The sequence below is a fragment of the Burkholderia sp. JP2-270 genome, assembly GCF_003233675.1.
GTDB lineage: Bacteria > Pseudomonadota > Gammaproteobacteria > Burkholderiales > Burkholderiaceae > Burkholderia > Burkholderia pyrrocinia_C.
The window spans coordinates 3,510,602-3,531,024 of the sequence record NZ_CP029824.1; the positions used below are offsets into that span (position 1 = coordinate 3,510,602).

The following is a 20,423-nucleotide window of genomic DNA, read 5'->3' on the forward strand; positions in this document are numbered from 1 at the left end:
CATCAGGCCGGCGCGCGCCATCGGCTCGTTCAGCGCTTCGCGCACCGCAACCAGCCGTCGAGCACGTCGGCCGTCAGCAATCCGCTGCACGCTTCACGTACGCCGTCGCGCCCTATCCAAACGGTGCGTGCATTCCCCCCTCCATCCCGCATCGAGCGCCGCGAACCACAGCGCACCGCCGGTCGCGAACGATTTCACAGCGACCACTTCAGTTCTCCATAGAACGTTCGGCCCGGATACGGATGGAACACGTAGTAGCGGCGATCCGTCAGGTTGTCGATGCCGACCGACGCTGTCCAGTGACGGGCGAAGCGGTAGCGCGCCTTCAGGTCGACGACCGTGAACGAGCTCGTGCCGCCGTAGACGTCCGGATTCACGTCGCTGTTGTCGAGCGTGTTGAACTGGCGCCCCGAGTAGCGCACGCCGACGCTCGCGAGCCAGTGCTCGTCGAAGCGATACGACGCGAGCAGGTTCGCGCGCATGCGCGGAATACGCGGAAAGCGCGAGCCGACATACGCGGGATTCGCAGCATCGGTGAGGATCTGCGCGTTGCTCGCCGACACGTTCGCGTCGATCGCGAGCCCCTTCAGCCCGACATTCTCGCCGCTGAACGCGAGTTCGACGCCGCGGACGCGCACGCGGTCGACGTTCGAGATGTTGGTGACGGTCGACGCGCCCGACACGGTGGTCTGGCTGTAGATCGAATCGCGCAGGTCGCTCTGGAACACGCTGGCGCGCACGACGCCGACGCCCACGTCGCGTTCGGCCGTGAAGTCCCAGTCGATCGCCTTTTCCGGCCGCAGGTTCGGGTTGTTGTTGACGATCGCGTTGTTCGAGATCGTGCCCTGGAACATCTCGCCGACCGTCGGGAATCGCGTGCCGGTCGCGAACGACAGCCGGAAGCGCCAGACGTCCGTCGCGTCCCATTGCAGCGCGACCTTCGGCGACAGCGCGTTCGCGCCGCGGTCCGCATAGCCGAGCGTGCCGGTCGCGTTGCCGAGCGCGCCGCCATACGCATCCCAGCGCTCGTAACGCAGCCCCAGCGTCGCAAGCCAGCCCGGCGCGAAGCGCCAAGCGTCCTGCGCGAACAGCGCCTGCGTGCGCGTATCGCCGCGATAGACGCTCGAGAGCGACGTGGTCGGCCCGGCCAGCCAGTCGGCCGTGTTGTACGTGACGTTGCGCAGGAAGTAATGGTCGTAGTGATAGCCGAACGTGAACGTGTGGCCCCTCACTTCCGGCGCCTCGGCCTTCAGGTCGAGCGTGCGCCAGCCCGTGCCGTCGCCCTGGAACAGCGTGCCCGTGCCGCCCTGCACGGTCGACGCCGCGCGCAGCACGTCGCGCGACACGTCGTACGCGGACACGACGCCCGACAGCCGCCAGCCGGAATCGAGCCGGCCGTTCAGGCCGAGCGCATACAGCCAGTTCTCCTGGTCGCCGCGCTGCGGCGCGAACGCATTCGGCGCGACGGTCATGTTCTTGCCGCCGATCGACACGTTGCCGCCGTAGACCGGATTGCCGGCCGCATCACGCAGGAAGGTCTCGCCGTGCTGCCGGTAATGGTTCTCCCAATGCCCGAGCGTGAGCGTCGCGTCGACGTGGTCGGTGAACGCATAGCCCATCCGGACCGTCTCGTTGAGCTGCTCGGTCCGCTCGATCGTCTGCGCGCCGACGATCGTCCGCGGCTTGCCGTTGGGTCCGATGTCGGTCGCCGCGCCGGTCACGGGTACGGCGCCGCCCAGCTTCGGGTTGTAGGCCGGATTCGGACTCGCGTACTGCATCGGCTGACCGTCGTTCTCCAGCCGGTCGAGCGACAGCGCGAACCAGAACCGGCCGACGCGGTTTGCGATCCGCGCGGTCTGGTGATTGCCGCCGAAGCTGTCCGCGAATCCGTAGCCGTCGTGGTAGCGCTGCGTAAAGAACTGCGTCGACAGCGACGTCTCGAGTTTTTCCGGGCGGCGCGTCGTGAGCAGCACGGTCGAGCCGATCGAGTTGCCGGGATACAGCGCGGAAAAGGGGCCATAGAGCACGTCGACGCGCGCGATGTCGTCAGGCGGAATCAGCGACCAGCGCGGCGGGTACGCATAGCTCGAGCCGAGCAGGTTCGACAACAGCACGCCGTCGGCGTAGACGAGCCCGCGCGCGCTCTGCAGTTCGTTGAAGTCGCGGCCCGCGAACACGCTGTTGCGGTCGCCGGTATAGCGCTTGCGAACCATCAGGTTCGGTGCGTACTTCAGCGCGTCCTCGGTGGTGACGTTGGTATGCGTATCGATCTGCTCGCGCGTGATCGACTCGACGACGGCCGGCGTATCCGGATCGACGGGTTGCCGCTGCGCGGTCACGCTGACGGCGGTCAGCGTATCGCCGGCCGGTGCACCCGACGCGGCTGCGACAGCAGAGGCCGGCGCGGCACCGGCGGAGCGATCGATACCGCTGCGGGCCGGATCGACGCGTGCCTCATCCGGCGAGGCCGCGTGGGCGGCCGGCCACGCGAAAGCGGCCGCGCACGCGAGCGCGAGCCGGCCGCGCGGCGACCGCGCGGCGAAGGTAGACGACATGAGTGAATTCCTGAAAACGTGATCGGACGCCGCCGGACACAAGCGAACGCGCCGCGCACGAACGGCGCGGCGCGCGGACCCCGGCCGCGAGCAGCACGCACGCCACCGGGGCGCGCGAACGACATCAATCAGATCGGGGCGTTTTCAGGCGGGGCGCGCGGCTGCGCGAGACGGATGCCCTTGCGGGGGAAATCGGGAACGGCCGGGGTGGCCGCGCGGTAGGCGAACGTCCGTATGAAGCCCGGCATCGCGGGCAGGCTCGCGCCGAGTGCGACGTTCGCCGCGAAGCCCGGGCAGTACACGCAGTGCGGCACGCCGGCATGATCGAACGACGATGTGCCGCGGTCGTCGCCCGACTGCGCGAGCACGACCTGGCGAGCGCCCGCCGCACTGCACAACTCGAGCGTGAGCTCGCCGGAGCCGCTCGATGCAAGACGCGCATAGCCGATGACGGGCGACAGTACGTTCAGTACCAGCGCCAGCCATACCAGGCCGATCCATCGCGTCGTCCGTTTCATCGCGGTCCAGGAAAAAGTGCGCGCAAGTATATCAAGCGGCCCGATCGTTGCCGATTGCTCAGGACGCGATAGTCGGCATCGCAGCGCATGTGCCGTTAATACAACAGAGACAAAATCTAACGATTCGCCTCTGGCACAAATCCAAGCACGAGGTTGATAATCATCGAACCTGCTGGAGAAACAACCATGGACGAAAGACCAACTCGCATGCCACCGCCCGAGCAAGTGATGAGCCCGGATCCGGAACCCGTCGGCGTGGAATTCCTCGCCGAATTGCCCGAGCACGTCCGGGCATTCTTCGACGAGCAGCACAAGCTGTACTCGCCGAAGTGAACGCCTGTTCGGTTCTGTAACCGCCACGTGTCGATCATCGCTATCGTGCGGTTCATCGCTGCGCATCGCGCGCAATTCGCGTCGCACCCGGGCCGCAACAGCCTGACGGTGCCGGATCAGCTCGCCTGCTGATTCTCCTGTCGCGTCGCTACGCCGCGCGACTGTCTTCGTCTATTCTTCTGGTTTTCCACGTCCGGCCCGCCCGGCTCTCCCGATCATTCCGATGAAGCAAGCCATTCGTGCCAGCGTCGCTGCCGCCGCGCTCGGCGTCGCCCTCTTTTCATCGCCGCGCATCGCCAGCGCAGACGGCGATGACACCGCCCTCACCAACGTCGTCGCGCTCGCATCACAGCGCCTCGCGCTCGCCGAACCGGTCGCGCGATGGAAATGGGCGAATCACAAGGCGATCGAGGACCAGCCGCGCGAAGCGGCACTGCTCACGTCGGTCGAGAAGCGCGCGGCACAGGCCGGCGTCGATCCTGCGTTCGCACGGACGTTCTTCGAGGATCAGATCGCCGCGAGCAAGGACGTACAGAACGCACTGTTCGCGACCTGGCGCGCGACGCGGCCGCCCGAGGGCACGCCGCCCGATCTCGCGACCAGCACGCGCCCGGCGCTCGACCGGCTGACGCAGAAAATGCTCGCAGGTCTCGCGCAAGTCGCGCCGCTGCGCGATGCGCCCGATTGCCAGGCGCGGCTTGCTCGCAGCATCGCGAACTGGAAGACGCTCACGCGCTACGACTCGACGCAGACGCGGGCGCTCGACACTGCGCTGTCGCATGTCTGTTCGGCCGGCGGCGCAAGCGCAATCGGCTGACACGGCAGGCACCGCAGGCGCGGATTGCGCCGCTGGGCTCACCCCGCGGGCGTCAGCGCAGCAAGCGGAATCAGTTGAAGCCCGCGCGCGAGATGCGTCTGCAGCAGGCGATGAGTAAAGGGTTCGAACGTGCCGTCCGCCGCGTCGGCCACGAGCCGCGCCGCCGCATCGAGCGATTCGGCCGAACCGAGGTAGCGCCAGCCGTCGATCACATGAAACAGGCGTCGCTCGCCGTTCGCCTCGAACGCAACGGCACCCTCGAACGGCCAGGGCGCACCGCCTGCACGGGCCGTATCGGCCGCCGGACGCCGGTTGTACCACGGACGCAGCCGGGCGATCCATTGCGCTTCGGCCAGCATCGCGCCCAGTTCATTACCGGTCTCGTGCCATTCGACGCGCCGCACCTGCTGCGCGAGCCGCATTTCCTTCGACGAGCGCCGTTCGCCCGTCAGCAGCGCGCGCAGCCGCTGCCGCACGCGCACGCTGCGACCGACATACAGCGCTGCGTCACCCTCCCCGAACAACGCGTATGCACCGCACCCGGCCGGCGCAGTGTCGAGCCAGGCTTCGGTCAGATCGCCGGCCAGACGGAAGTGGCGCGTCGTACGCGCGATCTGGTCGCGCAACCGCTCAAGCGGCACGATGTCGTGCAGTTGACGCCAGAACTGCCAGAGCAGATCGGCATCCGCGAGCGCCCGGTGGCGCGCAGCCGGAACGAGACCATGCCGTTCGATCAACGCATCGAGCCCGTGCCGAGATTCGCGCGGGAACAGCGCGCGTGACAGCCGCACCGTACACAGCACATCAGGATTGAACGCGAAGCCGGCACGCTCGAATTCGGCGCGCAGGAAACCGCGGTCGAAACTCGCGTTGTGCGCAACGAACAGCTTGCCGTCGAGCCGCTCGAACAGCTCCGGCGCGAGCGACGCGAACGACGGCGCGTCGCGCACCATCGCGTCCGAAATGCCCGTCAGTTGCTGAATGAACGGCGGAATCGACTGGCCCGGATTGACGAGCGTGGTCCACGTCGACACGCCGAGCGGGCCGATTTCGACCACGCCGATTTCGGTGATGCGATGCTCGGCGGACGAGCCACCGGTGGTTTCAAGGTCGACGAAGACGAGCGGTTGTTCGCTGGCGGGATCGGACAGACGGGAATCGGACATGAAAAGACACGGAAACGATGCTTCCGTGAGTATGCACCGGCACGCGTGTTCGCCGCCAGCACGGACGGGAACGATCCGCCCCCGGAAAACAAAAAGCCCCCGCCATGCGGGGGCCGGACGTGATCGGCAATGCGTGGCGCGTCAGACCGCCTGGATATTCGCTGCCTGCTTGCCTTTCGGCCCGACTTTCACGTCGAATGAAACACGCTGATTTTCCTTCAGCGTCTTGAAGCCGTCCATCCGGATTTCGGAAAAGTGCGCAAACAAATCTTCGCCGCCATTGTCCGACGTAATAAAGCCAAAACCTTTAGCATCGTTAAACCATTTCACGATACCGGTATCCATGTCTTCGTTCCCCACTCGTTTAGATCAAAAAAGCTATTTTTATAGCCGTTTCCCGAAATCCCGAAACATTGCGCCAGCACCCGCACCAGCACGCCGCCCGAGGACGGAGTGCTGACTTTATAAATTGGACAATCCGGGTGCGTCAAGAAAATTTTTGACGACCTCTTTATCAAAAAAGCGCTAATGCCATTGGAATCGGTACACCGTCGCCTTTGATTAATTGATTCGCATCAAAAACCTGTCAATGTTACCGGGATCGGATCATCAATAATCTCGACCGCGAAAATCCTACCGGGGACAAATCGACTCGGTAAAATCCTCGGGTTTTTTCGGGTTGCGGAAATCCGGGGACGTTGCGATGCTGGTGTAACGCCGAAAGGAAGGAGAAGGTCATGTGGCTGGACGGAATCAAGCGCTTCGCGAGCCGGCTCGGACGCGTACGTCGCAAGTCCCGCGCCCTGGCCGAGTCCGCTCGCGAAGCGCCGTGCGACACCGAGTTCGATACGACGTGGCACGGCGATCATTGGCAGAACCTGCTCGCATCGCCGCTGGACGCGCGCCACTACGTGATGGAAGACTGGACCTATACGCCGCCGTACACCGAAACCGAGGAAGTTGCGCCGGCGGGCAAGCGCAAGAAGCGACGCTCGTACGCGCAATAGCAAACGGAAAGCGGGCAAAAAAAAAGCGCGACTGGGAAGTCGCGCCGACAAAGGTTTGGAGATCTTTTCCGTCAACGAAAAAGTCTGCTTCGGAAAGCAGAGATCGCAGTATAGCGAGATAACAACCTTTCATTAGCCGTGCTCCACACAAACCTCTATTGCCGAAGCGTCAATAATCACGCTAATACCTCCGAGGTCCTTCGCTGAGCGTCTGTCGCGATCGCGCAACGCCCGCCACGCACTCCTGATTGTCTCCTCCGTTCGCTGCGCTGCCGCAAAACCTTGATGGACATGGGTTTCAGCCCGCCCATCCATTCTTGCGTATTCCAGAATACTGTATTGCTTAAAGCAGTTTTCCCTCGCGCCCGGCCCGCTCCGTACACTGCAAGTGGATTTCCGACAAGGGTTCCCATGCCCACTAAATTCGGCGCCGCAACGATTTGCCGCCGCCGATGCCAGCAGCAGGTTCGATCGATATCATCCTGTTTGGAGACAAATCCATGAAAAAGACCCTGATCGTCGCCGCCTTGTCGGGCGCGTTCGCGACCGTCGCCCATGCGCAAAGCAGCGTCACGCTATACGGACTGATCGACGCCGGCATCACCTACACGAACAACCAGCACGGCCACAGCGCCTGGCAGGAAACGAGCGGCTCGATCAACGGCAGCCGCTGGGGCCTGCGCGGCACCGAGGATCTCGGCGGCGGCCTGAAAGCGATCTTCACATTGGAAAACGGCTTCGGCATCAACAACGGCACACTGAAGCAGAACGGCCGCGAATTCGGCCGGCAAGCGTTCGTCGGCCTCGCGCACGACAGCTACGGTTCGCTCACCTTGGGCCGGCAATACGACAGCGTCGTCGACTATCTCGGGCCGCTGTCGCTGACCGGCACGCAGTACGGCGGCACTCAGTTCGCGCATCCGTTCGACAACGACAACCTGAACAACTCGTTCCGGATCAACAACTCGGTCAAGTACCAGAGCGCGAACTACAACGGGCTAAAGTTCGGCGCGTTGTACGGCTTCTCGAATTCGTCCAGCTTCTCGAACAACCGCGCGTACAGCGTCGGCGCGTCGTACAGCTTCATGGGCTTCAACGTGGCGGCCGCGTACATGCAGCTGAACAACAACATCAATTCGCTGGCACTCGCGGCAACCGATCCGGGCGCGGTCGCCGGCGACTGGACCTTCGCGGCCAGCCGCCAGCGCACCTGGGGCGGCGGCCTCAACTACACGTTCGGGCCGGCGACCGCGGGCTTCGTGTTCACGCAGACGCGTCTGACCAATTCGGCCAGCATCAGCGCGGGCCAATCCGGCGTGTCGGGCGGCATTCCGCTGGCGGGCGGCACCCGCTTCAACAACTACGAACTGAATGGCCGCTATGCGCTCACGCCGGCGCTGTCGCTCGCGGGCTCGTACACGTATACCGACGGCCGTCTCGACGGCCAGAAGCCGAGCTGGCACCAGTTCAACCTGCAGGCCGACTATGCGCTGTCGAAGCGCACCGACGTGTACCTGCAGGGCGAATACCAGCGGGTGCTGGCGGACGGCCTGCCGATCGGCGCCAACATCAACGGGCTGGGTGCCGCATCGTCGACCAACAAGCAGATCGCGGTCACGGGTGGCCTGCGCCATCGCTTCTAAGGAACCGGCGCGTCCGCTTCACGCCGGATGACGAAGCGCCCCGCCGGGGCGCTTTTTCTTTGCCCGAATACGTGAGCCGCCGCTCAGGCGCCCGGTGCCGGATAGCGGACGTCGAGTATGTCGATCGGCTGCGGGCCGGCCGGCGTCATCAGCGTAACGGTATCGCCGATCTTCGCCTTGATCAGCGCACGCGCAACAGGCGAAATCCAGCTGACGCAGCCGCGGTCGAGATCGACCTCGTCGATCCCGACGATCGTGACCGTGTGGTCCTCGCCGTCCGGCGTCTCGTAATCGACCGTGGCGCCGAAGAACACCTGGTCGACATTCTCCTGACGGCTCGCGTCGACGACTTCGGCGAGATCGAGCCGCTTCGTCAGGAAGCGGATGCGGCGATCGATCTCGCGAAGCCGCCGCTTGCCGTAGATGTAGTCGCCGTTCTCCGACCGGTCGCCATTCGACGCGGCCCACGACACGAGCCGCACGACCTCGGGGCGCTCGACGTCGATCAGGTTCAGCAGCTCGTCCCTCAGCCGCTTGTGGCCGGCCGGCGTGATGTAGTTCTTCGCGCCCGCGGGAATCGCGGGTTGAGCCTGGTCGAGATCGTCGTCGTCACCGTCCGACTCTTTGACAAACGCCTTGTTCATGATGCAGATTCAACATGTGGATGACTGATGCTTCAAGGGTACACGAAGGGCGCCCCGACAAGGTCGCGCCGCGAAATTCGCGAATAAGGCTTCCCTTTTTATACAACCCTGCTATAATTTCGCTTCTGCGTGCGGCTGTAGCTCAGTTGGATAGAGTACTTGGCTACGAACCAAGGGGTCGTGGGTTCGAATCCTGCCAGCCGCGCCACCTTTTCGAGGGCCTTCCAAACCGAAGGCCCTTTCAGTTCGAAGTAGTAGTGTTTTTGCGTGCGGCTGTAGCTCAGTTGGATAGAGTACTTGGCTACGAACCAAGGGGTCGTGGGTTCGAATCCTGCCAGCCGCGCCACTTTTTTGGGGGCCTTCCCATCGCAGAAGGTTCCGACAGTTGAAGCAGTACCGTTTTGCGTGCGGCTGTAGCTCAGTTGGATAGAGTACTTGGCTACGAACCAAGGGGTCGTGGGTTCGAATCCTGCCAGCCGCGCCACCTTAAAAGGGCTTTCCTCCGGGAAAGCCCTTTTTCTTTTCTGCCCCCCCCTCTCGCTCGCGTCACGATATGCATGCGCCCGACCGGCTTCGGCCGGATGCCGGCAATGCCGCACTTCCGGTTCCGCAACACACATGAAAACGGCGGCCATCAGCCGCCGTTGAACGATCGCCCTCGAGGCGTACGCGTCAATAATCCTGCCGCTCGCGCTCGATGCGCATGCCGCCGTCGTGGCGCGCATGCGCGCCGTCGTCGGTCGAGCGCTCGCGCATGATCCGCATCACGTCCGGATTGGTTCGCACGCGTCGCATCACGTTCGCGAGATGCACGCGATCGCTGACCTGGATCACGAAACGCAGCACCGTCGATTCGTGCGTCAGATCCTCGTCCATCGCGATATGGACAATGTTCGCGTCGGCCGACGTGATGTCCGCCGCGACGCGCGCAAAGATTCCCTTCGCGTTCTTCACGAGCGCCTTCACCGCGACATCGAACAGCCGGCCCGGCTGCGGCGCCCATTCGACGTCGATCCAGCGGCCCGGATCGCGGCGATGGATGCGCTGCGCGACGCGGCAATCGGTCGTATGAATCGCCATCCCCAGGCCGATGCCGATGTAGCCCATGATCGCGTCGCCCGGAATCGGCCGGCAGCATGCCGACAACTGCACGGACATCCCTTCGGTACCGGTAATCACGACCGGCGGCGCATGATGCGCCGGATGCCGCTCGGACTTCGGCAGGTCGTCGTCCGCGTCGCGGCCGCTCATCAGCACCTCGATGCGCTTGGCCATCACCGCGGCGACGCGGCGGCCGAGGCCGATGTCCGCGAAAATTTCCTGACGGCTCTTGTTGCCAGTCCACTGCACGAGCTTTTCCCACACTTCCGGCGCAACGTCGGCCAGCGCGAGACCATAGCCCTTCAGGCTCTGGTCGACGAGCCGCTCGCCAAGCTGCACGGATTCGTTCAGGCGCATCGTCTTCAGATAGTGACGAATCGCCGAGCGCGCCTTGCCGGTACGCACGAAGCCGAGCCATGCCGGGTTCGGCTTCGAGTACGGCGCGGTGATCACCTCGACGATGTCGCCGCTCTTCAGCTCGGTGCGCAGCGGCAGCAGCTCATTGTTGATCTTCACGGCCACGCACTGGTTGCCGAGATCACTGTGGATCGAATAGGCGAAATCGAGCGCCGTCGCGCCGCGCGGCAGCGCCATGATCTTCGACTTCGGCGTGAACACGTAGACCGCATCGGGGAACAGGTCGATCTTCACGTGCTCGAGGAATTCGCTCGAATCGCCGGCTTCGCTCTGGATGTCGAGCAACGACTTCAGCCACTGGTGCGCGCGCTTCTGCACGTCGCTGAGATCCGCACTGCCGTTCTTGTACAGCCAGTGCGCGGCGACCCCCGCCTCGGCAATCTCGTGCATCTTGCGCGTGCGCACCTGGAACTCGATCGGTGCGCCGAACGGGCCGACGAGCGTCGTGTGCAGCGACTGATAGCCGTTGATCTTCGGGATCGCGATGTAGTCCTTGAACTTGCCGGGCACCGGCTTGTACAGCGAGTGCAGCGCGCCGATGCATGTGTAGCAGTCGAGCGGGCTGTCGACGACGACACGAAAGCCGTACACGTCGAGTACCTGCGAGAACGACAGCTGCTTGTCGCGCATCTTGCGGTAGACGCTGTAGATCGTCTTTTCGCGGCCGGTGATCTCGGCGTCGATCTTCGCGTCGGCCATCGCGCGCTGCGCGGCCTCGAGGATCTTGCTGATCACTTCGCGGCGGTTGCCGCGCGCGGCCTTCACGGCCTTCTCGAGCGTCGCGTAGCGATGCGGATTGAAGTTCGCGAAGCTCATGTCCTGCAGTTCGCGATACGTGTTGTTCAACCCGAGCCGGTGCGCGATCGGCGCGTAGATGTCGAGCGTTTCCCGCGCGACGCGGCGGCGCTTTTCCATCGGCACCGCGCCGAGCGTGCGCATGTTGTGCAGGCGGTCGGCGAGCTTGACGAGAATGACCCGCACGTCGCGCGCCATCGCGAGCAGCATCTTGCGGAAGTTTTCCGCCTGCGCTTCCTCGCGGCTGCGAAATTCCATCTTGTCGAGCTTCGACAGGCCGTCGACCAGTTCGGCGACCTTCGGGCCGAACCGTTCGGCCAGCTCGTTCTTGGTCACGCCCTGGTCTTCCATCACGTCGTGCAGCAGCGCGGCCATCACGGCCTGCGCGTCGAGCTTCCAGCCGGCGCAGATTTCCGCGACGGCGACGGGATGGGTGATGTAGGGTTCGCCGCTCTGGCGATATTGACCGAGGTGGGCTTCGTCGCTGAAGTGGAACGCCGCCTTGACCTCTTTGATTTCGTCCGGAGCGAGATACTCGGCAAGCGCGGCCGTCAGTTTCGCGATCGAAACGACGCCGTGCTTGCGCGGCTGCTCCGGGGTGGCGGTCGGCCCGAACAGATGCCGGAAGGACTGTTCGAGGACCGCGTCGATGTACTGGCGCGCAGGCGACTGGGCCGTGGTTTCGGTGGTCGAATCCGCGGAGGCGGACGATGGGGTGGTGCTCATATTCGCCTCCAGGTCGAGTCGTTGCGCGCGTGGACTACATGGCTGAAACGGGCCGGATGCGCGTTACACCGGCACCTTCTTCAGCATCTCGACGCCGACCTGGCCGGCAGCGATCTCGCGCAGCGCGACGACGGTCGGCTTGTCGCGGCTTTCGATCTTCGGCGTATGGCCTTGCGCGAGCTGCCGCGCGCGATAGGTGGCGGCGAGCGCCAGTTCGAAGCGATTCGGGATTTGCTTCAGGCAGTCTTCGACGGTAATGCGAGCCATGTTGGTAATTCCTTCTGAATATAGTGCTTATTCTACCTTATGTCCCTCGTGCCCCGCGTCATTCAGCATGGGGCAGATGGATGCCGAGCTCGATGAACAGCTCGGCGTGTCGCGCGTACTGCGAAGCAAAGCGCAGGCGCGTCGCCGCGACGATGCATTCGAGCTCCGCGAGCGCGCGCTCGAAATTCTCGTTGATCACCACGTATTCCGCTTCCGATGCGTGCGCGATCTCGCTGCCGGCGGCCAGCAGGCGCCGCGTGATCACGTTCGGTTCGTCCTGGCCGCGCTTCTTCAGACGCTCCTCGAGCGCGTCGAGCGACGGCGGCAGGATGAAGATGCCGACCGCGTTGCGGAACTGCTTCTTCACCTGCAATGCGCCCTGCCAGTCGATCTCGAGCAGCACGTCGTGGCCGTTCTTCATCTGCTCTTCGATCCAGACGCGCGACGTGCCGTAGTAGTTGCCGTGCACTTCCGCGCTCTCGAGGAACTCGTGCGCCGCGTGACGCGTGCGGAAATCGTCGACGGTCGTGAAGTGGTAATGCTGGCCGTCCTGTTCGCCCGGGCGCGGCTTGCGCGTCGTGTACGAGATCGACAGGCAGATGTCGCTGTCCTTCGACAGCAGCGCATTCACCAGCGTCGACTTGCCGGCGCCCGACGGCGCGACGACCATGAACAGGTTGCCGGGATAGACGCCGCCGTGCAGCGAATGCGCGGCGTGGCCGTCGTGAGTAGGTTGGGTCATGTTGCGTTACTCCAGGTTTTGCACTTGCTCGCGCATCTGCTCGATCAACAGCTTGAGCGCCATCGACGCGTCGGCGAGTTCCTTCGCCGCCGCCTTCGAGCCGAGCGTGTTCGCTTCGCGATTCAGCTCCTGCATCATGAAGTCGAGACGCTTGCCGACGCGGCCGCCCTTCTCGATCACATGACGCGTTTCGTTCAGGTGCGCGGTGAGCCGCGACAGCTCTTCCGCGATGTCGATCCGGATCCCGTACATCGTCACTTCCTGACGAATGCGCTCCGCGGCTTCCTCGCGCGTCACGATCGGCGCACTGCCTTCGGGCGCCGCGATGCCGAGCGCTTCCTGCAGCCGTTCGACGATCTTCTGCTGATGCTTCGCGATCAGCTCCGGCACGAGCGGCGTGATGCGCGCGACGATCGCCTCCATCTCGGCGACGTTCGACAGCAGCATCGCCGCCAGTTGCGCGCCTTCGCGCGAACGCACGACGACGAGCTCGCCGATCGCTTCCTTGCCGCATGCGAGCACCGCGTCGCGGATCGCGTCGGCCGACACGCCGCTTTCAGCGATCACGCCGGGCCAGCGCAGGATCTCGCCCGCGCGCAGGCGGCCGACGCCCGGAAACGAGTCGAGCACCGCGCGCTCGAGATCGGCAAGCTGGCCGAGCGCCGACTGGTTCAGCGCGCCCGCGCCGATGCTCTGTTCGCCGCGCTGCAGGTTGATGCGCACGTCGACCTTGCCGCGCGACAGCTTGTTCATCAGCATTTCGCGCAGCGCGGGTTCGCATGCGCGCACGTCGTCCGGCATCCGGAAATTCAGGTCGAGGAAGCGCGAATTCACGGTGCGCAGTTCGACCGACACGCTGGTGCCGCCGTTGCCGGTGGCCGTTGCGAGTTCGCGCGTCGCGCTCGCGTAGCCCGTCATGCTGTAGATCATGGTTCGTCTCGCCGTCTGGGTGCCCTCGCGGGCGGGGATATGTCGAGGCGCCCGGCGCATCGGATAAGCGCGGGGCGGGAAGCGCGCATTATCCCATTTTTGCGGACCACCCCGCCGGGCAAGCCCGCCGTTCGGCGCTAAAATCGGGGTTTCCTCTCCTTCCGCGATTCCCACATGACGTCCTCCCTTTCCCGCCCGAGCGGCCGCCGCGCCGACGAACTGCGCAAGGTCGCCCTCACGCGCCACTACACGAAACATGCGGAAGGCTCCGTGCTGGTCGAATTCGGCGACACCAAGGTGCTCTGCACCGCGAGCGTCGCCGAGCGCGTGCCCGAATTCCTGCGCGATCGCGGGCAAGGCTGGCTGACCGCCGAGTACGGGATGCTGCCGCGTGCGACGCACACGCGCAGCGACCGCGAAGCCGCGCGCGGCAAGCAGACGGGCCGCACGCAGGAAATTCAGCGCCTGATCGGCCGCGCGCTGCGCGCGGTGTTCGATCTCGAGGCGCTCGGCCCGCGCACGATCCACATCGACTGCGACGTGATCCAGGCCGACGGCGGCACGCGCACGGCGAGCATTACCGGCGCATTCGTCGCCGCGCACGACGCCGTGTCGAAGCTGATCGCGGCCGGCAAGCTCACGCGCTCGCCGCTCACCGATCACGTCGCCGCGATCTCGGTCGGCGTGTACGAAGGCGCACCGGTGCTCGACCTCGACTACGCGGAAGATTCGCGCTGCGATACCGACATGAACGTCGTGATGACGGGCGCCGGCGGCTTCGTCGAAGTCCAGGGCACGGCCGAAGGCGTGCCGTTCTCGCGCGCCGAGATGAACGCGCTGCTCGATCTCGCGCAGGGCGGGATCGCCGAGCTCGTGCAACTGCAGAAGGACGTCCTGGGCGCCGGCCATGCCTGACGATCGCACCATCGCGCCGCTGTCGCGCATCGTTCTCGCGTCGAACAACCCCGGCAAGCTGCGCGAATTCACCGCGCTGTTCTCGACGGTCGGCATCGAGATCGTCCCGCAGGGCGACCTTGCGGTGCCCGAGGCGGACGAGCCGTTCGGCACGTTCATCGAGAATGCGCTGACGAAGGCGCGGCACGCGTCGCGGCTCACCGGGCTGCCGGCGATCGCCGACGATTCGGGCCTGTGCGTGCGCGTGCTGCGCGGCGCGCCGGGCGTCTATTCGGCGCGCTACGCGCAGCGCGCGGGCCGCGACAATGGCGACGCGGCGAACAACGCGTATCTCGTCGAACAGTTGCGCGGCGTCGACGACCGGCGCGCATACTATTGCTGCGTGCTCGCGCTCGTGCGCCATGCGGACGATCCCGAGCCGCTGTTCGCCGAAGGGCGCTGGGCCGGCGAGATCGTCGACGCGCCGCGCGGCGAGCACGGATTCGGCTACGACCCGTATTTCTACCTGCCGTCGCTCGGCGCAACGGCAGCAGAACTCGAGCCGGCCGTGAAGAACACGCACAGTCATCGCGCGCTTGCGCTGAAGGCGCTGCTTGCGCGGCTCGCGGAGGAAGCATGAGCGTGCCCGATACCCATCCGCTGCGGGAGGCCGCATGAGCCAGGCCGCGGAAACCGGCGCGCGCGTCGTTGCGACGTTCGCGTCGCCCGGACAGGTGCGGCTCACGTCGCTGCCGCCGCTCGCGCTGTACGTGCATTTTCCGTGGTGCGTGCGCAAGTGCCCGTACTGCGATTTCAACTCGCACGAGTGGAAAGGCGAACGGTTCCCGGAAACCGAGTATCTCGACGCGCTGCGCGCCGACCTCGAGCAGGCGCTGCCGCTCGTGTGGGGACGGCAGGTGCATACCGTGTTCATCGGCGGCGGCACGCCGAGCCTGCTGTCGGCGGCCGGCCTCGACCGGATGCTGTCCGACGTGCGCGCGCTGCTGCCGCTCGACGCCGATGCCGAGATCACGCTCGAGGCGAATCCGGGCACGTTCGAGGCCGCGAAGTTCGCGCAGTTCCGCGCGAGCGGCGTGAACCGGCTGTCGGTCGGCATCCAGAGCTTCAACGAGGCGCACCTGAAGGCGCTCGGCCGGATTCACGACACCGCGCAGGCGCGCGCGGCCGTCGAGATCGCCGCGAAGAACTTCGACAACTTCAACCTCGACCTGATGTTCGCGCTGCCGAACCAGACGCTCGACGAATGCCGCACCGACATCGAGACCGCGCTGTCGTTCGCGCCGCCGCATCTGTCGCTGTATCACCTGACGCTCGAGCCGAACACGCTGTTCGCGAAATTCCCGCCCGTCGTCCCCGACGACGACGCATCGGCCGACATGCAGGAATGGATCCACACGCGCACGGCCGAGGCCGGCTACGGGCGCTACGAAGTTTCCGCTTACGCGAAGCCGAATCATCAGTGCAAGCACAACCTCAACTACTGGCGCTTCGGCGACTATCTCGGGATCGGCGCGGGCGCGCACACGAAGCTGTCGTTCCCGAACCGGATCCTGCGGCAGGCACGCTACAAGCATCCGGCGACCTTCATCGAGCAGGCGACGGCCGGTGCGGCCGTGCAGGAAGAGCGTGAAGTCGGCGCGCGCGACCTGCCGTTCGAGTTCATGCTGAACACGCTGCGGCTCGTCGAGGGCTTCCCCGTGCACAGCTTTGCCGAACGCACGGGCCTGCCGATGAGCACGATCGAACCGGCGCTGAAGGAAGCGGAACGGCGCGGGCTGATCACGCGCGATTTCACGCAGATCGCGCCGACGCCACTGGGCCAGCGTTTCCTCAACGACCTGCAGGAATTGTTCCTGCGCGACGATTGAAGCGATGTCGACTCCGGTCGACCGCGAAGCATGGGACCGGCGTAAGCACTGAAGTGCCGACTCCGGTCGACAGCGGCGGCATTTCGGTTACAATGCCGCCTCGCGTGGAAGCGTGGCCGAGCGGTTTAAGGCACTGGTCTTGAAAACCAGCGACGGGAAACTGTCCGTGAGTTCGAATCTCACCGCTTCCGCCAGGAAATTCGTCAAACCCCGTCCATTCGCCGAATGACGGGGTTTTTGTTTGCCCGCACGCCCCTGCCCCACGTTCCGACGCACCGCGCCGGATGCCGTTACAATCCCGCGCTCCGATTTGCGAAACGGGAAACCCACGTCATGAAACCCTTCATCGCCTCGTCGCTCGTCGCCATGCTGGCTGCCGTCAGCACGCACGCCGCGGCCGATACCGCCTCCGGCAGCGGCGCGCAGGCGTCGTGCGCGATCGCGTACGTGACCGGCGTCGGCGGCTCGCCGCGCGGCCTGAGCGAATACCTCGCGAGCCCGTCGCCCTACAACTACCTGAAGGACAACGATCTCCAGTGCAAGGTGTCGGACGACGGTCGCACGTCGAACTGCACCGGCGTGACCTACCTAAGGAACGAACAGGTCAGCGTATACGACGATTCCGATCCGGCAACGCTGACCGTCGTGGCGCGCGTGGAGCTCGACCACGGCCAGAAGTACCCGGTGATCGTCGTCGTGCAGCGAAAGGACGCGCGCTGCAAACAATGACGCAGCCATGTGCCCGAGCGCACGTTCCGTCTCGACGGACGCGCTCGCGGCAGCGCACAACCGAATCCGCGTAACGGCCGCTGTCGTGCCCCCGCCGGAAGCCTCCCGGCCCGCCCCGCGATCACCTAGAATTCGTTCAACACGGCGACACGACCGCCGCCGCGTACTCGATGCCGCACGCGCCACCCCTGCGCGCGGCACACGGAGATCGCCATGACCGAACTGTCGACACCGACGGATCACGTCGATTACGAAGGCTTCGAGATCCATGTCGTACCGGCCGCCGCGCCCGGCAGCGACACGCGCTACACGTACACCGGCTATGTGTGCCATCCTGGCGCGAATCCCGCGCTGCCCGGCCACGCGGTGCCGTTCCACGCGGACGGCGAGGAAAGCTTCGCGAGCGTCGACGAGGCGGTCCACGAAGCCGTGCACATCGGCAAGAGCATCATCGACGGCACGCACCCCGACCTGTCGGTGCTGTCGCTCGTCACGCACGGCTTCTGACGCGGACGAACGACATCGCATGTGATTGTGCGGACGTCGGTCGCGGTGCCGCATTCGGCAACCGCTGCACGCAGCCGGACGAACGACGCGAGCCTGTGCGCGACTCGCGTGCCGCGCCTTTCAAACTTTCAAACCTGCAACATGGGCGCGGGCATGCGCACGCGCTGCCGCAACGCGGGCCGGTCGGGCGCGCTGTCACATGTCACGTCACGTCGCGACGCGCGGTGCGGCGTCCGGCCGTCGTCATCAGCGATCGCAACATCCGGCGTCGCGCGCTATGCGTTTCTCCCGATATCGGCTTGCGTGCGTACGCCTATCATTTTTTTATAGTCACTTCCGGCTATCTCCCATGCGCCCCGTTCTTACTCCGCGCGTCGACCGGCTGCGTGCTGCTGCGCTGGCCGTCGTCGCCATGCTTGCCGCATGCACGATCACGCCGCCGCCGTCGCTGCACTCGGTCCTGACGATTCCATCGATCACGCGCAGCGCGAGCCGCGCCCAGTATCGCGTCGAGATCGCGCAACGCGTTGCCGAACGCAATCCGTCCGGCGTCCTGCACGGCACACCGCAGGCGATGCTCCGCTCGCTCGTCGTCGTCGCATTCACCGTCGATCGCAACGGCCGCCTCGTCAACGCCTCCGTCTATCGCAGCAACGGCGACAGCGAGGCGGAAGCGCTCGCGCTCGCGTCGCTGCGCCGCTCGGCGCCGCTGCCGGCGCCGCCATCGCGACTGCTCGACGGCAACGGCCAGATCGAAATGATGGAAGGCTGGCTCTTCAACGACGACGGCCACTTCCAGTTGCAAAGCACTGCGTCCGCGCAGGCGCAATCGCTCGACTGACCGCCCGCCGCGCCGCGATTGCCGGTGTGCTGCGGCGCTGGCTATAATTTTCCGCAATCGCGCGACCATCACGCCGCGCGCGCGTTCGCGCGCCCCATCCGGCACGCGAGCCGACCACGCCGGCATCGGGCGGCGGCGACATACCCGTCTCCTTCGTCGACCGGCGGGTGACGTTCGCGCCACGGCGCGCGTCCACACCGCCACCGCATCATCCGCTCGGCTGCCCGTCGGCAGGCGTCCGCCTGCCCGGACGCACGCACGGCCGACCGCCCCAACGACAAAACGGAGACATCCATGTCCGCATCCTCCCCGACCGTTGCACTCGCAACCGGTTCGGCCGGCGCCGTCAGCCACCGGCGCATCGTGTTCGCGAGCTTCATCGGCACCGCGATCGAGTTCTACGATTTCTACGTGTACGCGACGGCCGCCGCGCTCGTGATCGGCCCCGTCTTCTTCCCGCACGGCTCCGCGACCGCGCAGGCGCTGTCCGCATTCGTCACGTTCGGCATCGCGTTCATCGCACGCCCGATCGGCTCGTTCCTGTTCGGGCATTTCGGCGACCGCATCGGCCGCAAATCGACGCTCGTCGCGTCGCTGCTCGTGATGGGCGTGTCCACCACCGCGATCGGCTTCGTGCCCGGCTACGACGCGATCGGCACGCTCGCGCCGGTGCTGCTGTGCGTGCTGCGCTTCGGCCAGGGGATCGGCCTCGGGGGCGAATGGGGCGGCGCGGCGCTGCTCGCGACCGAGCACGCGCCGCAGGGCAAGCGCGGCTGGTTCGGGATGTTCCCGCAGCTCGGGCCCTCGGTCGGCTTCCTGATGTCGAACGGGCTGTTCTTCGCGCTCGCGCTGTCGCTGTCCGACGAGCAGTTCCGCAGCTGGGGCTGGCGCATCCCGTTCCTGGTCAGCGCGGTGCTCGTCGCGCTCGGCCTGTACGTGCGGCTCAAGATCACCGAAACGCCCGCGTTCCAGGCGGCGCTCGACCGCAACGAGCGCGTGCGCGTGCCGGTCGCGACGCTCGTCACGCAACACTGGCAGCCGACGCTGCTCGGCGCGCTCGCGATGGTCGTCTGCTACACGCTGTTCTACATCTCGACGGTGTTCTCGCTGTCGTACGGCGTGTCGGCGTTGCATATTCCGCGCCAGAGCTTCCTCGGCCTGCTGTGTTTCGCGGTCGTGTTCATGGGGCTCGCGACGCCGCTTTCCGCGTGGGCGTCGGACCGTTTCGGCCGCAAGCCGGTGCTCGTCGTCGGCGCGATCGCCGCGCTGCTGTCGGGTTTCGCGATGGAACCGCTGCTCGGCAGCGGCTCGATGCCGCTCGTCGCGCTGTTCCTGACGATCGAGCTGTTCCTGATGGGCGTGACGTTCGCGCCGATGGGCGCATTGCTGCCGGAACTGTTCCCGACCAACGTCCGCTACACGGGCGCGGGCGTCGCGTACAACCTCGGCGGGATTCTCGGCGCGTCGATCGCGCCGTATATCGCGCAACTGCTGGCTGCGCGCGGCGGGCTGTCATGGGTTGGCGGCTACGTTTCGGTTGCGGCGGCGATCAGCCTGGTCGGCGTGCTGCTGATGCGCGAAACGCGCGACGCGTCGCTCGTCTGAGACCCCGGGGCGGCCCGGGTTGTGCGGCGACCAGCGCTACCTATACTCGATCCTGGGCGCGCCGCTGCGCGCCCCCCGGATCCCGCCCCGAAGGAGCCGCCGCCATGAACATCCGCCTCGGCAATGCCGATCTCGTCCTGATCCTCGCGCTCGCGCTGGGTGGCGCGCTGCTGCTCGCGCTGCGCTTCCGGCCGAAGACATGGCGCGGCCTCGTGTTCGAGGCGCTGCTGGCGAATCTGGCGGCCATCGCCGCCGTCATCACGGTCGAGGCGCTGCTCGCCTGAACCGGCTGCCCCG

At 65.8% G+C, this 20,423-nt stretch carries 21 protein-coding genes, 4 tRNA genes and 1 pseudogene; 16 read left to right on the forward strand and 10 right to left on the reverse strand.

Going from position 1 to position 20,423, the window contains the following annotated elements:
- Window positions 1–29: 29 nt before the first annotated feature.
- From DM992_RS42730 to DM992_RS16600, 3 genes and pseudogenes are all read right to left on the reverse strand, one after another.
- A pseudogene (locus tag DM992_RS42730) lies at window positions 30–162 on the reverse strand (TlpA family protein disulfide reductase); the annotation flags it as partial.
- Window positions 163–194: 32 nt separating this feature from the next.
- The gene (locus DM992_RS16595) at window positions 195–2,555 is read right to left on the reverse strand and encodes a TonB-dependent receptor (RefSeq protein ID WP_111017603.1); all 2,361 of its coding nucleotides are present in this window, start codon (window positions 2,553–2,555) and stop codon (window positions 195–197) included.
- Between the two features lie 128 nt (window positions 2,556–2,683).
- Window positions 2,684–3,073, reverse strand: coding sequence for a DUF2946 domain-containing protein (locus tag DM992_RS16600; RefSeq protein WP_111017604.1), 390 nt, complete (start codon window positions 3,071–3,073; stop codon window positions 2,684–2,686).
- A 186-nt stretch (window positions 3,074–3,259) separates the two neighbouring features.
- Here DM992_RS16600 and DM992_RS42315 point away from each other — a divergent pair, with 186 nt between their 5' ends.
- Window positions 3,260–3,406: a hypothetical protein gene (locus DM992_RS42315; RefSeq protein WP_009690993.1), complete on the forward strand. Its 147-nt coding sequence runs from the start codon at window positions 3,260–3,262 to the stop codon at window positions 3,404–3,406.
- Between the two features lie 223 nt (window positions 3,407–3,629).
- Window positions 3,630–4,223: a chorismate mutase gene (locus DM992_RS16605; protein WP_111017605.1), complete on the forward strand. Its 594-nt coding sequence runs from the start codon at window positions 3,630–3,632 to the stop codon at window positions 4,221–4,223.
- A gap of 38 nt (window positions 4,224–4,261) precedes the next feature.
- Here the strand turns inward: DM992_RS16605 and DM992_RS16610 are convergent, their stop codons facing one another.
- Both DM992_RS16610 and DM992_RS16615 read right to left on the reverse strand, forming a co-directional pair.
- Entirely contained in the window at window positions 4,262–5,389 is a 1,128-nt protein-coding gene (locus DM992_RS16610) for an exonuclease domain-containing protein (RefSeq protein ID WP_111017606.1), read from the reverse strand.
- Between the two features lie 141 nt (window positions 5,390–5,530).
- Window positions 5,531–5,734 carry a cold-shock protein gene (locus DM992_RS16615; RefSeq protein ID WP_006476615.1) on the reverse strand — a complete coding sequence of 68 codons (204 nt, stop codon included), beginning with the start codon at window positions 5,732–5,734 and terminating at the stop codon, window positions 5,531–5,533.
- A 392-nt stretch (window positions 5,735–6,126) separates the two neighbouring features.
- On the opposite strand from DM992_RS16615, the gene DM992_RS16620 reads away from it, so the two are divergent.
- Window positions 6,127–6,396 carry a hypothetical protein gene (locus DM992_RS16620; RefSeq protein WP_111017607.1) on the forward strand — a complete coding sequence of 90 codons (270 nt, stop codon included), beginning with the start codon at window positions 6,127–6,129 and terminating at the stop codon, window positions 6,394–6,396.
- Window positions 6,397–6,896: 500 nt separating this feature from the next.
- Window positions 6,897–8,039, forward strand: coding sequence for a porin (locus DM992_RS16625; RefSeq protein ID WP_111017608.1), 1,143 nt, complete (start codon window positions 6,897–6,899; stop codon window positions 8,037–8,039).
- A gap of 83 nt (window positions 8,040–8,122) precedes the next feature.
- Here DM992_RS16625 and greB read toward each other — a convergent pair whose 3' ends face one another.
- Window positions 8,123–8,683 carry a transcription elongation factor GreB gene (gene greB, locus DM992_RS16630; protein ID WP_072436094.1) on the reverse strand — a complete coding sequence of 187 codons (561 nt, stop codon included), beginning with the start codon at window positions 8,681–8,683 and terminating at the stop codon, window positions 8,123–8,125.
- Between the two features lie 131 nt (window positions 8,684–8,814).
- On the opposite strand from greB, the gene DM992_RS16635 reads away from it, so the two are divergent.
- The 3 genes from DM992_RS16635 to DM992_RS16645 all read left to right on the forward strand — a co-directional run bounded on the left by DM992_RS16635 (window position 8,815) and on the right by DM992_RS16645 (window position 9,167).
- A tRNA-Arg gene (locus DM992_RS16635) sits at window positions 8,815–8,891 on the forward strand.
- Between the two features lie 61 nt (window positions 8,892–8,952).
- Window positions 8,953–9,029: transfer RNA gene (locus DM992_RS16640), tRNA-Arg, on the forward strand.
- Between the two features lie 61 nt (window positions 9,030–9,090).
- A tRNA-Arg gene (locus DM992_RS16645) sits at window positions 9,091–9,167 on the forward strand.
- A gap of 188 nt (window positions 9,168–9,355) precedes the next feature.
- Here the strand turns inward: DM992_RS16645 and DM992_RS16650 are convergent.
- The 4 genes from DM992_RS16650 to DM992_RS16665 form a co-directional block, all read right to left on the reverse strand.
- On the reverse strand, window positions 9,356–11,722 hold the full coding sequence (locus tag DM992_RS16650) for a bifunctional (p)ppGpp synthetase/guanosine-3',5'-bis(diphosphate) 3'-pyrophosphohydrolase (RefSeq protein ID WP_111017609.1): 2,367 nt from the start codon (window positions 11,720–11,722) through the stop codon (window positions 9,356–9,358).
- Window positions 11,723–11,785: 63 nt separating this feature from the next.
- Entirely contained in the window at window positions 11,786–11,989 is a 204-nt protein-coding gene (rpoZ, locus tag DM992_RS16655; protein WP_006025620.1) for a DNA-directed RNA polymerase subunit omega, read from the reverse strand.
- Between the two features lie 58 nt (window positions 11,990–12,047).
- Window positions 12,048–12,731 carry a guanylate kinase gene (gene gmk, locus DM992_RS16660; RefSeq protein WP_111017610.1) on the reverse strand — a complete coding sequence of 228 codons (684 nt, stop codon included), beginning with the start codon at window positions 12,729–12,731 and terminating at the stop codon, window positions 12,048–12,050.
- A 6-nt stretch (window positions 12,732–12,737) separates the two neighbouring features.
- The gene (locus DM992_RS16665; protein ID WP_111017611.1) at window positions 12,738–13,661 is read right to left on the reverse strand and encodes a YicC/YloC family endoribonuclease; all 924 of its coding nucleotides are present in this window, start codon (window positions 13,659–13,661) and stop codon (window positions 12,738–12,740) included.
- Window positions 13,662–13,835: 174 nt separating this feature from the next.
- Between DM992_RS16665 and rph the strand changes: the two genes are divergently transcribed.
- From rph to DM992_RS16715, 9 genes are all read left to right on the forward strand, one after another.
- Entirely contained in the window at window positions 13,836–14,576 is a 741-nt protein-coding gene (gene rph / locus DM992_RS16670) for a ribonuclease PH (protein ID WP_072436097.1), read from the forward strand.
- Window positions 14,569–15,195, forward strand: coding sequence for an RdgB/HAM1 family non-canonical purine NTP pyrophosphatase (gene rdgB / locus DM992_RS16675; protein ID WP_111017612.1), 627 nt, complete (start codon window positions 14,569–14,571; stop codon window positions 15,193–15,195). Before rph ends, rdgB begins: the two co-directional genes overlap by 8 nt.
- A 34-nt stretch (window positions 15,196–15,229) precedes the next feature.
- Window positions 15,230–16,444: a radical SAM family heme chaperone HemW gene (hemW, locus tag DM992_RS16680; protein ID WP_111017613.1), complete on the forward strand. Its 1,215-nt coding sequence runs from the start codon at window positions 15,230–15,232 to the stop codon at window positions 16,442–16,444.
- 106 nt (window positions 16,445–16,550) lie between these two features.
- Window positions 16,551–16,638: transfer RNA gene (locus DM992_RS16685), tRNA-Ser, on the forward strand.
- Between the two features lie 139 nt (window positions 16,639–16,777).
- Window positions 16,778–17,173: a hypothetical protein gene (locus DM992_RS16690; protein WP_111017614.1), complete on the forward strand. Its 396-nt coding sequence runs from the start codon at window positions 16,778–16,780 to the stop codon at window positions 17,171–17,173.
- A 213-nt stretch (window positions 17,174–17,386) separates the two neighbouring features.
- Entirely contained in the window at window positions 17,387–17,680 is a 294-nt protein-coding gene (locus DM992_RS16695; protein WP_072436100.1) for a hypothetical protein, read from the forward strand.
- A 349-nt stretch (window positions 17,681–18,029) separates the two neighbouring features.
- Complete coding sequence (locus tag DM992_RS16700) at window positions 18,030–18,521, forward strand: energy transducer TonB (protein WP_204356093.1); 492 nt, start codon at window positions 18,030–18,032, stop codon at window positions 18,519–18,521.
- A gap of 294 nt (window positions 18,522–18,815) precedes the next feature.
- Window positions 18,816–20,126 (forward strand): MFS transporter, encoded by a 1,311-nt coding sequence (locus DM992_RS16710; protein WP_111017616.1) that lies wholly within the window; start codon window positions 18,816–18,818, stop codon window positions 20,124–20,126.
- A 104-nt stretch (window positions 20,127–20,230) separates the two neighbouring features.
- On the forward strand, window positions 20,231–20,410 hold the full coding sequence (locus tag DM992_RS16715) for a hypothetical protein (protein ID WP_034182977.1): 180 nt from the start codon (window positions 20,231–20,233) through the stop codon (window positions 20,408–20,410).
- The last annotated feature ends 13 nt before the right edge of the window (window positions 20,411–20,423 follow it).

Excerpts from the sequence above, each read along its gene's own strand:
- DM992_RS16595 (WP_111017603.1), bottom strand. The coding sequence starts at position 2,555 with ATGTCGTCTACCTTCGCCGCGCGGTCGCCGCGCGGCCGGCTCGCGCTC.
- DM992_RS16600 (WP_111017604.1), bottom strand. The coding sequence starts at position 3,073 with ATGAAACGGACGACGCGATGGATCGGCCTGGTATGGCTGGCGCTGGTA.
- DM992_RS42315 (WP_009690993.1), top strand. The coding sequence starts at position 3,260 with ATGGACGAAAGACCAACTCGCATGCCACCGCCCGAGCAAGTGATGAGC.
- DM992_RS16605 (WP_111017605.1), top strand. The coding sequence starts at position 3,630 with ATGAAGCAAGCCATTCGTGCCAGCGTCGCTGCCGCCGCGCTCGGCGTC.
- DM992_RS16610 (WP_111017606.1), bottom strand. The coding sequence starts at position 5,389 with ATGTCCGATTCCCGTCTGTCCGATCCCGCCAGCGAACAACCGCTCGTC.
- DM992_RS16615 (WP_006476615.1), bottom strand. The coding sequence starts at position 5,734 with ATGGATACCGGTATCGTGAAATGGTTTAACGATGCTAAAGGTTTTGGC.
- DM992_RS16620 (WP_111017607.1), top strand. The coding sequence starts at position 6,127 with ATGTGGCTGGACGGAATCAAGCGCTTCGCGAGCCGGCTCGGACGCGTA.
- DM992_RS16625 (WP_111017608.1), top strand. The coding sequence starts at position 6,897 with ATGAAAAAGACCCTGATCGTCGCCGCCTTGTCGGGCGCGTTCGCGACC.
- greB (WP_072436094.1), bottom strand. The coding sequence starts at position 8,683 with ATGAACAAGGCGTTTGTCAAAGAGTCGGACGGTGACGACGACGATCTC.
- DM992_RS16650 (WP_111017609.1), bottom strand. The coding sequence starts at position 11,722 with ATGAGCACCACCCCATCGTCCGCCTCCGCGGATTCGACCACCGAAACC.
- rpoZ (WP_006025620.1), bottom strand. The coding sequence starts at position 11,989 with ATGGCTCGCATTACCGTCGAAGACTGCCTGAAGCAAATCCCGAATCGC.
- gmk (WP_111017610.1), bottom strand. The coding sequence starts at position 12,731 with ATGACCCAACCTACTCACGACGGCCACGCCGCGCATTCGCTGCACGGC.
- DM992_RS16665 (WP_111017611.1), bottom strand. The coding sequence starts at position 13,661 with ATGATCTACAGCATGACGGGCTACGCGAGCGCGACGCGCGAACTCGCA.
- rph (WP_072436097.1), top strand. The coding sequence starts at position 13,836 with ATGACGTCCTCCCTTTCCCGCCCGAGCGGCCGCCGCGCCGACGAACTG.
- rdgB (WP_111017612.1), top strand. The coding sequence starts at position 14,569 with ATGCCTGACGATCGCACCATCGCGCCGCTGTCGCGCATCGTTCTCGCG.
- hemW (WP_111017613.1), top strand. The coding sequence starts at position 15,230 with ATGAGCCAGGCCGCGGAAACCGGCGCGCGCGTCGTTGCGACGTTCGCG.
- DM992_RS16690 (WP_111017614.1), top strand. The coding sequence starts at position 16,778 with ATGAAACCCTTCATCGCCTCGTCGCTCGTCGCCATGCTGGCTGCCGTC.
- DM992_RS16695 (WP_072436100.1), top strand. The coding sequence starts at position 17,387 with ATGACCGAACTGTCGACACCGACGGATCACGTCGATTACGAAGGCTTC.
- DM992_RS16700 (WP_204356093.1), top strand. The coding sequence starts at position 18,030 with ATGCGCCCCGTTCTTACTCCGCGCGTCGACCGGCTGCGTGCTGCTGCG.
- DM992_RS16710 (WP_111017616.1), top strand. The coding sequence starts at position 18,816 with ATGTCCGCATCCTCCCCGACCGTTGCACTCGCAACCGGTTCGGCCGGC.
- DM992_RS16715 (WP_034182977.1), top strand. The coding sequence starts at position 20,231 with ATGAACATCCGCCTCGGCAATGCCGATCTCGTCCTGATCCTCGCGCTC.